The sequence below is a fragment of the Mycobacterium sp. UM_WGJ genome (assembly GCF_000455125.1).
Taxonomy (GTDB): domain Bacteria; phylum Actinomycetota; class Actinomycetes; order Mycobacteriales; family Mycobacteriaceae; genus Mycobacterium.
Genome location: NZ_AUWR01000018.1, coordinates 120,034 through 130,742, shown reverse-complemented (window position 1 = coordinate 130,742; position 10,709 = coordinate 120,034). Strand labels below are relative to the sequence as shown.

The following is a 10,709-nucleotide window of genomic DNA, read 5'->3' as shown; positions in this document are numbered from 1 at the left end:
CGGCGATCACGCTGGCGGTCCCCAATCTGATCTGGAACGCCGCACATGGCTGGCCGAGTCGGACGTTCGCGCAAGCGATGTCGGTACGGATGGGCGGCCCGGCGGGATCGCTGACCCAGGTTCCACTGCTGCTCCTCTTGTACGCCGGCCCGTTGCTGGTGCTGCTATGGGTGATCGGAGCACGGTGGCTAGCGTCCGATGATGCCCGCGAGCACCGCTGGATGCTGGCCGTGCCGGTGGTCGCGTTGGTGCTGTGCGTCGTCACCGGCGGTCGCTGTTATTACGCGGGCCCGGCGCTGGTCGCGTTGTTCGCCGCCGGGGCGGTTTGGATCGAGCGCGAGAATCCCGACCGGCCGCCGCGAGGCTGGGCGATTGCGCTGGTCGCGCTGTTTGCCGGCGCGGTGGTGTTCTGTCTGCCAGTACTGCCGCCGGCGAACCAGACCATGCTGCGCCGGTTCAATCCCATTCCGATGGAGACCTATGGTTGGCCACAGTTCGTCGAGGGGGTCGCGGCTGCCGCTGAGTCGCTGCCCGACGACGCGCCGATCTTCACCAGCAACTACGGCGAAGCCTCGGCGCTGCGGATCCTCGGGCCGGCGGCCGGCATCAACCGTCCGGTGGTCAGCGGCGACAGCAGCTACGCCCAGTGGGGCCCGCCGGCCGGCAGCGCCGACACCGTGCTGTGCGTCGGGCGGTTCCCGGTCGTGAAGTTGACCCAATACTGGCGGCATGTGACCTACCTGGACTCGATCCGGTTCCCCGCCGGCGTGCGCAACGGGGAGAGTGCCGCCAAGATCTATCTGTGCGAGCAGCCGGTGGGCAGCTGGGCATCGATGTGGCCGCGGATGCGGCACAGCTCGGGAGTGAGCTACTGACCTGAGGGCGCCGGCAGCCGCGCGATGACGTCGGCCAGCAGTGCGCCCATGCGGGCCGCCGATTCCCGGCCTGCGGCCAGCACCTCGGTATGGCTGAGCGGCTCACCGGTGATCCCGGCCGCCAGGTTGGTCACCAGGGACAGCCCCAAGACCTGGGCGCCGGCTGCCCGGGCGGCGATCGCTTCGTGCACGGTCGACATGCCGACCAGGTCGGCGCCCAGGGTGCGCAGCATCCGGATTTCGGCGGGGGTCTCGTACTGTGGGCCGGCCATCCCGGCATAGACGCCCTCGGCGAGGCTGGGGTCGACCTGGTGAGCCAGCGCCCGCAGCGACGGCGTGTAGGCATCGACCATGTCGACGAAGTGCGCCCCCTCAAGGGGAGAGCGCCCGGTCATGTTCAGATGATCGCTGATCAGCACCGGTTGACCGACGTGGTAGCTGGCCCGCAGGCCGCCGGCCGCGTTGGTCAGCACCACGGTGTTGGCCCCGGCCGCGACGGCGGTGCGTACCGGGCGGACGACGTCGACGAGCTGATGGCCCTCATAGGCGTGGATCCGGCCGACCAGCACCAGCACCCGGTGGGCGCCGATCTGCATGGACACCAGCTCGCCGGTGTGGCCCGCCGCCGTCGGCGTGCTGAACCCGGGCAAGTCGGCCATCGGCAGGCTCGCGGTCGCGGTGCCGAGGGCCGCCACCGCGGGCGCCCAACCGGAACCGAGCACGACCGCCACGTCATGCGTCTGGACGCCGGTGCGCCGGGCTACGACCGCGGCCGCCTGAGTTGCCAGCGGTACCGTCACAGGCACTGAGTTTAGTAGTGCGCCGCGATGGGATACTGCCTGAATGTCTCCAACTCCCGTGTCGCACGCCGTCGAGGCGTGGCTGGCGGCCCATGCCGAGGAATTGGTGGCGTGGCGACGGCATCTGCACCGCCACCCGGAGTTGAGCCGGCAGGAATTCGCCACCACCCAATTCATCGCCGAGCGCCTCGCCAGCGCCGGGCTCAATCCCAAGGCCTTGCCCAGCGGAACCGGTCTGACCTGCGATTTCGGTCCCGAGGATGGGCCGCGTATCGCGTTGCGGGCCGATATCGATGCCTTGCCGATGACCGAACAGACCGGGGCGCCGTACGCGTCGCTGGTGCCGGGGGTGACGCACGCGTGCGGTCACGACGCGCATACCGCGATCCTGTTGGGTGCGGCGCTGGCGCTGGCATCCGCGCCGGAGTTGCCGGTCGGTGTGCGGCTGGTGTTCCAGGCCGCTGAAGAACTGATGCCGGGTGGCGCGATCGACGCGATCGCCGCGGGGGTGTTGAGCGGGGTCAGCCGGATCTTCGCCCTGCACTGCGACCCGCGGCTTGAGGTCGGTCGGGTGGCCACCATTGCGGGACCGATCACCTCGGCGGCCGACACCATCGAGATCATGGTCAGCGGTCCGGGCGGACACACCTCGCGGCCGCACCTGACCGCCGACCTGGTCTATGGGCTGGGCACGCTGATCACCGGGCTGCCCGGGGTGCTGTCCCGCCGCATCGATCCGCGAAACAGCACCGTGATGGTCTGGGGCGCAGTGAATTCCGGTGCCGCGGCCAACGCCATACCCCAGTCGGGGCGGCTGGCCGGCACGGTGCGCACCGCCAGCCGGGACACCTGGGTGGCGATGGAAAGCATCGTCGAGGAGGCGGTGGCGTCCCTGCTGGAGCCGCTGAACATCGAACACACGCTGAACTACCACCGCGGAGTGCCGCCGGTGGTCAACGAAGCGGTGTCGACGCGGATGCTGACCCACGCGATCGAGGCCATCGGCCCCGAGGTGCTGGCCGAGACCCGGCAGTCCGGCGGCGGGGAGGACTTCTCCTGGTATCTGGAGCAGGTGCCCGGTGCCATGGGCCGGCTCGGGGTGTGGCCGGGCAGCGGGCCGCAGTTGGACCTGCACCAGCCGACGTTCGATCTCGACGAGCGGGCGCTGGCCGTCGGGGTGCGGGTGATGGCCGGCGTTGTTGACCAAGCCGGTCTGCTCTGAGCCCGTCTGGCGCGAGCGTGCGCGTTTGCACGCCGACACGCCGCAGATTCCGTACAACGATGCACCCTCGCGGCTCCCTCGCGGCTCCGGGGCCATTCACAATCCGGCCGTTGTCCACAGTTGGGGCCGGTCGGGCCGGATGAGGGAATCGGCTTTCATCGCCGACGTCGACGATCGGGCGCATGGATCAACGACTGCAGCGGCTACTCGATCGCCAAGGCGGCGTGGTTACGTCCGCCCAGGTGCTGACCTACCTGACCCGCCGCGGACTTGAAGCAGAGCTGAAACATGGACCACTGCAGAAGATCTGGTACGGAATCTACGGCTACGGACGAATCACGACCGAGCTGCGGCTGCGCGGGCTGGACCTGGCGACAGGAACCTCCGTCGCGGTCTGTCTGGGGACCGCGGCCGCGGCATACGGCTTTGACACCGAGGAGCCTGTCGATCTGCACGTACTCAACCCACCGGACCAGCAACTGCGGTCGGCCGACGGACTGGTGGTGCACCGGCGCGAGGGCGCACCACTGAGCGAAGTCGCGGGCCGACCGGCGACCACGCCGGAGTGGACTGCGATCGAGGTGGCCCGCACGCTTCGTCGCCCACGGGCGTTGGCGACACTGGATGCCGCGCTGCGCAGCGGGACCTGTACCCGCCGCACGCTGCAACGCGCCGCGATCCGCCAGGCGGGCCGGCGCGGCATCGTGGCCGTGCGCGAGCTGCTACAGCTTGCCGACCCGCTGGCCGAATCAGCGATGGAGAGCGAGTCCCGGCTGATGATGGTCGACGGTGGCGTGCCGACCCCGGTCCTGCAGCATCAGATTGTGGACCGCGACAACCGGATCTGGCGCGTCGATTTCGCCTGGCCGGAGCAGCGGGTCGCGGTCGAATACGACGGCGTCATCTGGCATGAGGGGCCGGACGCGTTCGTCTACGAGCGTCAGCGGCGCGCCGCGTTGCAGGAGATGGGCTGGGTGGTGATCTCGATCATCGCCGATGATGTGCGGCGCCGGCCGTGGGAGACCCTCCGCCGGATCGAAACTCAGCTAGGACGTGCGGCCGCCTGACCGTGCCACCCTGCGCGAGGGTGCGCAGTTGTACATCCACGCTGGCGTGTCGCCGTTCAAACACGCACCCTCGCGCAAAAAAAGCTAGCTGCCGGGGCCGATGTTGCGGGCCGGGCGGGTCCGCAGGTTGCGCACGTATTCTTCTGGGGCACCGGCGATCTGGGCTGCCTCGGCCACCACACCCAGGTATCTCGCCGACGGCAGCCCGCGCTCCCAGGCGTCGACGACGTACAGCCACGCCAACACTGGCGCGGGATCGCTGTCGGCCGGGCCTGAGGTGATTCCGTCCATCCGGTCCACCCGCAGCCGGATCTTCTTGTGGATGCCGAATTCCGAGCCTTCCCAGCTGTCCATGTTCTTCTCGTCCTCGGGAGTGACATCGTAGAGAACGACGAAAACACTCGAGTCCGGGTCCTCGACCACGGTCGCCAGGGCGCCCTCCCAGCCGATGTCCTCGCCCGCGAACGTCAACCGCCAGCCGTGCAACCAGCCGGTGCCGGTCATCGGGGAATGCGGCGCTCGTTGCAGCATCTGTTCTGGATGCATGTTCGACCCGTAGGCGGCGTAGAGCGGCACGGCAGAAATCTTAAACGCCACGCTCCGGATAGGTTAGTCGCTGTGACTTCTCCCTCGACGCGCATCGTGATCGTCGGCGGTGGCCCGGCCGGCTATGAGGCGGCGCTGGTCGCGGCGGCCAAGGGTCCCGAAGCGGTATCGGTGACGGTGGTCGACGCCGACGGTCTCGGTGGTGCCTGCGTGTTGTGGGACTGCGTGCCGTCCAAGACCTTCATCGCCTCGTCGGGGGTGCGCACCGAGCTACGGCGTGCCCCGCACCTGGGTTTCGACATCCACTTCACCGACGCCCAGATCGAGCTGAATCAGATCCATGAGCGGGTGAAGTCCCTGGCCGCGGCGCAGTCCGATGACATCCGCACGCAGCTGATCAACTCCGGAGTCCAGGTCATCGCCGGCCGCGGGGAACTGATCGACGCCGAATCCGGCCTGGCTCATCATCGGATTCTGGTCGCCGAGCACGACGGAGGAGGGCAGCGTGTGCTCGACGCCGATGTGGTGTTGATCGCCACCGGGGCCAGCCCGCGCACCTTGCCCAGCGCCGAGCCGGACGGCGAACGCATCCTGACCTGGCGCCAGCTTTATGACCTGCACACGTTGCCCGAGCACCTCGTCGTGGTGGGTTCGGGGGTCACCGGCGCGGAGTTCGCCAACGCCTACACCGAACTCGGCGTCAAGGTGACAGTGGTGGCCAGCCGTGACCGGGTGCTGCCGCACGAGGATCCCGACGCCGCTCGGGTGCTCGAGACTGTTTTCGCCGAACGCGGCGTGACCCTGGTCAAGAACGCCCGGGCCGCCTCCGTGACCCGCGAGGGCGACGGGGTGCTGGTCACCATGACCGATGGCCGCACCGTGGCGGGCAGCCATGCGCTGATGACGGTCGGCTCCGTGCCCAACACGTCCGGACTGGGCCTGGAGCGGGTCGGGATCAAGCTCGCGCCGGGCAACTACCTGCAGGTGGACCGGGTATCGCGGACGTCGGTACCCGGGATCTACGCGGCCGGTGACTGCACCGGCCTGCTGCCGTTGGCGTCGGTCGCGGCCATGCAGGGCCGGATCGCGATGTATCACGCGCTGGGCGACGCGGTGGCTCCGATCCGGCTGCGTACGGTGGCGGCCGCGGTGTTCACCCGGCCAGAGATCGCCGCGGTCGGGGTGCCGCAGTCCCAGATCGACGACGGCACGGTTCCGGCCCGGACCGTCATGCTGCCGTTGCAGACCAACGCTCGGGCGAAGATGAGCCGGATGCGCTACGGCTTCCTCAAGCTGTTCTGCCGGCCGGCCACCGGCACGGTGATCGGCGGGGTGGTGGTGGCCCCGATCGCCTCCGAGCTGATCCTGCCGATCGCGCTGGCGGTGCAGAACCGGATCACGGTGGCCGACCTGGCCCAGACGCTGGCGGTCTATCCGTCGCTGTCGGGCTCGCTCACCGAAGCGGCCCGCCGGCTGATGACGCACGACGACCTCGACTGAGCAGCAGTGCTGAACCGAGCGTCACAGAGTGTCGGGGCGGGCGGCCACGTAGCCTGGCACACGTGAGCACGCTGGGACCGGACCAACGAGCACGAGCCTGGGAACGACTGGGCAGTGAGCAGTTCGACGTAGTGGTGATCGGCGCCGGGGTGGTGGGCGCCGGCTGCGCACTCGACGCCGCCACCCGTGGCCTCAAGGTGGCACTGGTCGAGGCGCGTGACTTCGCCGCCGGGACGTCGAGCCGAAGTTCGAAGATGTTCCACGGTGGACTGCGCTACCTCGAGCAGTTGGAGTTCGGGCTGGTGCGCGAGGCACTGCACGAACGCGAGCTGTCGCTGACCACGCTGGCGCCGCACCTGGTCAAGCCACTGCCGTTTCTGTACCCCCTGACCCGGCGGTGGTGGGAACGCCCGTATGTGGCCAGCGGGATCTTCCTCTACGACCAACTGGGTGGGGCGAAATCTGTTCCCGCGCAACGGCATCTGACGCGCGCGGGCGCACTGCGCCTGTGCCCGGGACTGAAGCGCAGCGCGTTGATCGGCGGGATTCGCTACTACGACACGGTCGTCGACGACGCCCGCCACACCCTCACCGTCGCGCGCACCGCGGGGCACTACGGGGCGGTGATCCGTACCTCCAGCCAGGTCGTCGCGCTACTGCGCGAAGGTGACCGGGTGACCGGCGTGCGGGTCCGCGACTCCGAGGACGGTGCAGTTACCGAAGTCCACGGCCACGTCGTGGTCAACGCCACCGGGGTGTGGACCGATGAGATCCAGGCGCTGTCGCGCCAGCGCGGTCGGTTCCACGTCCGGGCTTCCAAGGGCGTGCACATCGTGGTGCCGCGGGACCGGATCGTTTCGGAAGCGGCGATCATCCTGCGGACCGAGAAGTCGGTGCTGTTCGTCATCCCGTGGGGCACCCACTGGATCATCGGCACCACCGACACCGACTGGAACCTGGATCTGGCCCATCCGGCGGCCACCAAGGCCGACATCGACTACATCCTGACCCACGTCAACACCGCCCTGGCCACGCCGTTGACCCACGCCGACATCGAAGGTGTGTACGCCGGGCTGCGGCCGCTGCTGGCGGGGGAGAACGACGACACCTCGAAGCTGTCGCGCGAGCACGCGGTCGCGGTTCCGGCGCCGGGCCTGGTGGCGATCGCCGGCGGCAAGTACACCACCTACCGGGTGATGGCCGCTGACGCGATCGACGCCGCCGCCGAGTACATCCCGACGCGGGTGGCGCCCTCGATCACCGAGAAGGTGCCGCTGCTGGGCGCCGACGGCTATTTCGCGCTGGTCAACCAGGCCGAACACGTGGGTGCCCACCAGGGCCTGCACCCCTACCGGGTGCGGCATCTGCTGGATCGCTACGGCTCGCTGATCCATGACGTGCTGGCGTTGGCCGACGGACAACCGGATCTGCTGGACCCGATCGCCGAGGCGCCCACCTACCTGAAGGTGGAAGTCGCTTACGCGGTCGCCGCCGAGGGTGCCTTGCATCTGGAAGACGTGTTGGCCCGGCGGACCCGGATCTCCATCGAGTACGCCCACCGTGGGGTGAACTGTGCGCGCGAGGTCGCCGAAGTGATGGCGGCGGTGCTCGGCTGGGACGATGCGGCCGTCGAGCGGGAGGTGGCCAACTACACCGCGCGGGTGGAGGCCGAGATCCTGTCGCAGGAACAGCCCGACGACGCGTCGGCGGATGCGCTGCGCGTCAGCGCCCCCGAGGCGCGGGCCGAAATTCTGGAGCCGATTCCGCTTACCTGAACAGGATGTCATTACTGTGGGTACGATTCTAGGAATTATTCCGGCCTTTTAGGCTGATATCAGCATTCACATCTGTTTGACACACATTTCGGACAGGGCTATTTTCTGCCATGAGCCGGATCACTTGCGGGATCCGGGCGCGGGGAAGGGGCGGGTCATGGCGGGTGGAATCGGGGTGTGGCGCTCTCGCCAGCTGTCCGTACTGGGGGGCGCGCTAGCCGTCGCCGTGGTCGCCGGGACCGGCCTGCTCGGTGCCGGTGCGGGCGGCCCGCAGCTCCCCGGCCCGTCGACCGCCTCGACGCAGCACCAAGTGGTGCTGACGGCGTACCCGACATTCACGCAGAGCCTGCAGGCCCTGCTGGACACCATGTCGCTGGGGGATCTCAATCAGGTGCTGGCCGCCCTGGGCAATGTCCCCGGGACCAGCACGCCGCTGAGTGTCAGCTCGGATGTATCGGCCCTGCTGGCCTCGTTCAATCCCGACTCCACCACCCTGGCCGGCATCGCCGACCTCTTCGGGATCTCGCTCACCGAGCCGCTCTACAGCTCGAACGCCGCGGTGCAGTCGCTGCTGGGTACCGGCAGTCTGTTCTTGGTGGACGGCGTGCCGATCGGCAACGTGGACCTCGGTGAGCTGGTGGATGTCGTTCTGGGCGACGGTGCCGGTGCGCATTCGCTGACCGACCTGGCCAACGCGGTGGGCTTGGGAACTCTGCTCGGTCAGTTCGCCGGCATGATCAACGCGCTGGGTCTGGAGAACCTGAACGTCGACGACTGCACCCTGACCTGCGGCGCCTTGCTGAATATCACCAGCCATCCCGATCTGACCGTAAACAGCTCGCTGGTCGACTGGTTGAGCGCGATACTGACCGTTCCTACCGCCGACATCACCCAACACGCGTACTCGGGCCTCGGCGCCACCACCGTTCTGGCCGGCAGCGCCTACACGCTGGGGGAGTACCTGCACATCCTGCCGGTCAGCTCCACCAACAGCACCACCATGGACAACGCGACGCTGGCGCTGTTGTTCAGCTTGAATCCCGCGCAGACCTGGGACAAGTACCTCGACGGCCTCCCGTTCGGCGGGACGCTGCTCGATCCCTCCGGCGAAACCTGGGGTGAGCAGAGCCTGGGCACCTTCCTGGCCAGCTTTCTGCCCGACGGCAGCACCCTGGCGATCACCGGCGACACACTGGTCACCGACTTGTTGGAAGCCTTCGGCCTGCTGACCCCCTAGCGGCTCGACCCCTCTCGCCACGCCCGGTCTGTCCCCGCAGGCCGGGCGTGGCTTTTGTCTGTACTGAATGCGCGATAAACGCACTGTGAATTTGCTGTCTATAAAATAGGGCGCGTTGTGCAGGAATTTCGTTCCATGTCGCAAAATAGCTCAAGTATTTTTGCCCCGTAAATTCCATACCGATTGACTGTTATGAAGCTATGTTAAGGGCCATTCGCCATCGATCTGACGTAGGGCGTGACCGGCTGGGATGAAAAGGCCGAGAAAACGCTGAGCTTCTTGCTGCTCGCGGGCGGCCTTACGCCCTGCCGAGCATCGTCAGAGGTCGTTGCCCAGTTTTCACAGTTGTCGGGATGAACTGGAAGTTTGCTGTGGGTAGGCGTTGCTGGATCCGGAAGAACGGCCCATAAAACCGTTGACACAAGACTGAGCTCATAATAAGTTAATGCCGATGTGGTAATCGCATCGTCTTAATGTTCGATCCCAGAAGGGGGACCCATTCATGTCTACTTGCTCCACTGTTGTCGCGCCGATAGAGGGGCGCGGCTTTGTGGCTAAAGCCGGCGCGCTCGCGGCTGGAACCGCATTAGCTGGTGCGGCTCTATTCGGCGGCGCCGCCGCGGCGCCGACGATTACCGCCGGCCTCACCGCTTCCGTGCAACACGACTACGTGCTCACCGCCGACACCTTCCCGACGTTCACCGAGAGCCTGCAGAGCCTGCTGAACGCCATCGACTTCGGCAACATGGGCCAGGTGCTGGGGATCTTCGGCGACGGCATCTCCACCACCTCGAGCCTCGCCACCCTGCTGGCTGCGCTGAACCCGGACGGCATGACGCTGGACGACGCCACCTTGGGCCTGCTCTCCACCGACCTCACCGCGCTGCTCAACGATGTGGAGTTCGGTGGGCACCCCCTGGGCTCGATTCCGATCGACAGCTTGATCGGTGGCTTCATCGGTGGTGACGGGGCTGCCACGGAAATCGGCACGCTGCTGGGCTACTTCGGTCTCGGCCAATACGCCGGCCTGCTGGACCTACCGTTCCTTAACCTGTCGCCGACCGACACCCTGGCAAGCCTGCTCGACAGCATGTTGGGGATCGACGCCACGACCTCGATCAACGACATGCTCGACGCCAACGGGATGACCGACGCCACCATCGCGAGCCTGCTGGGTATTACCTCCACCCAGCTCGGCGCCGGTTGGGATCAGTTCATCGACAGCATGGTGGTCGGCGGGACACTCGCCGACCCGGACGGCAGCGGAGTTCTGGGCGACCAGACGCTGGGAGCCCTGCTGACCGCCCTGCTAGGCACCGGGGCGACCGCGGTGACCGATGCCACCACGCTGACGGACTTCCTGGGTGACCTGGGCCTCTTCAGCATGCTCGGCCTCAGCTGAGCCGGAGTAGTCCGCGCCGAATTAGACACATCGGCCACAACCCCCGACGGTTGTGGCCGATGTGTCGTTCTGCACCCGGGCCCCGCTGACTTGGCGGAATGGCTGTCGGCCCCGGTACGGTGGGCAGGTCGGCTGCCCGCCGGCGTACCGCTGAACGAGACCGTCATTCAGCGTCGAGGCCCGTGCCCCTGGCTCTCCGTCACCGAATCAAAGGTTCTCCCTTGACGTCTGGTCGCCCCCCGCTCTTCGGCCGCGGATCGTCGGCCGGCGCGAGTCGACTCGCCG

Annotated in this window: 8 protein-coding genes and 1 pseudogene; 7 read left to right on the top strand and 2 right to left on the bottom strand. The window is 67.7% G+C overall.

Features of this window, described 5'->3' with window-relative positions; all coding sequences use genetic code 11:
• Window positions 1-875: pseudogene (locus tag N416_RS23495) on the top strand (hypothetical protein); the annotation flags it as partial.
• Here N416_RS23495 and N416_RS0107840 read toward each other — a convergent pair.
• The gene (locus N416_RS0107840; RefSeq protein WP_369797583.1) at window positions 869-1,681 is read right to left on the bottom strand and encodes a purine-nucleoside phosphorylase; all 813 of its coding nucleotides are present in this window, start codon (window positions 1,679-1,681) and stop codon (window positions 869-871) included. The pseudogene N416_RS23495 and the gene N416_RS0107840 sit on opposite strands and share 7 nt — an antisense overlap.
• Window positions 1,682-1,718: 37 nt before the next feature.
• Here N416_RS0107840 and N416_RS0107835 point away from each other — a divergent pair, with 37 nt between their 5' ends.
• Together N416_RS0107835 and N416_RS0107830 are read left to right on the top strand one after the other, a co-directional pair.
• Window positions 1,719-2,897, top strand: coding sequence for an amidohydrolase (locus N416_RS0107835; protein ID WP_036457519.1), 1,179 nt, complete (start codon window positions 1,719-1,721; stop codon window positions 2,895-2,897).
• A gap of 182 nt (window positions 2,898-3,079) precedes the next feature.
• A complete protein-coding gene (locus tag N416_RS0107830; protein WP_024441562.1) occupies window positions 3,080-3,964 on the top strand; it encodes an endonuclease domain-containing protein in 885 nt (294 codons plus the stop codon).
• 84 nt (window positions 3,965-4,048) lie between these two features.
• Here N416_RS0107830 and N416_RS0107825 read toward each other — a convergent pair whose 3' ends face one another.
• A complete protein-coding gene (locus N416_RS0107825; RefSeq protein WP_024441561.1) occupies window positions 4,049-4,540 on the bottom strand; it encodes a gamma-glutamylcyclotransferase in 492 nt (163 codons plus the stop codon).
• A gap of 42 nt (window positions 4,541-4,582) precedes the next feature.
• Here N416_RS0107825 and N416_RS0107820 point away from each other — a divergent pair, with 42 nt between their 5' ends.
• The 4 genes from N416_RS0107820 to N416_RS0107805 all read left to right on the top strand — a co-directional run bounded on the left by N416_RS0107820 (window position 4,583) and on the right by N416_RS0107805 (window position 10,424).
• A complete protein-coding gene (locus N416_RS0107820; RefSeq protein ID WP_081654496.1) occupies window positions 4,583-6,010 on the top strand; it encodes an NAD(P)H-quinone dehydrogenase in 1,428 nt (475 codons plus the stop codon).
• 62 nt (window positions 6,011-6,072) lie between these two features.
• Window positions 6,073-7,785 carry a glycerol-3-phosphate dehydrogenase/oxidase gene (locus tag N416_RS0107815; protein ID WP_024441559.1) on the top strand — a complete coding sequence of 571 codons (1,713 nt, stop codon included), beginning with the start codon at window positions 6,073-6,075 and terminating at the stop codon, window positions 7,783-7,785.
• Window positions 7,786-7,942: 157 nt separating this feature from the next.
• Window positions 7,943-9,022 (top strand): hypothetical protein, encoded by a 1,080-nt coding sequence (locus N416_RS0107810; protein ID WP_024441558.1) that lies wholly within the window; start codon window positions 7,943-7,945, stop codon window positions 9,020-9,022.
• Window positions 9,023-9,572: 550 nt separating this feature from the next.
• Window positions 9,573-10,424: a hypothetical protein gene (locus tag N416_RS0107805; RefSeq protein WP_155943334.1), complete on the top strand. Its 852-nt coding sequence runs from the start codon at window positions 9,573-9,575 to the stop codon at window positions 10,422-10,424.
• The last annotated feature ends 285 nt before the right edge of the window (window positions 10,425-10,709 follow it).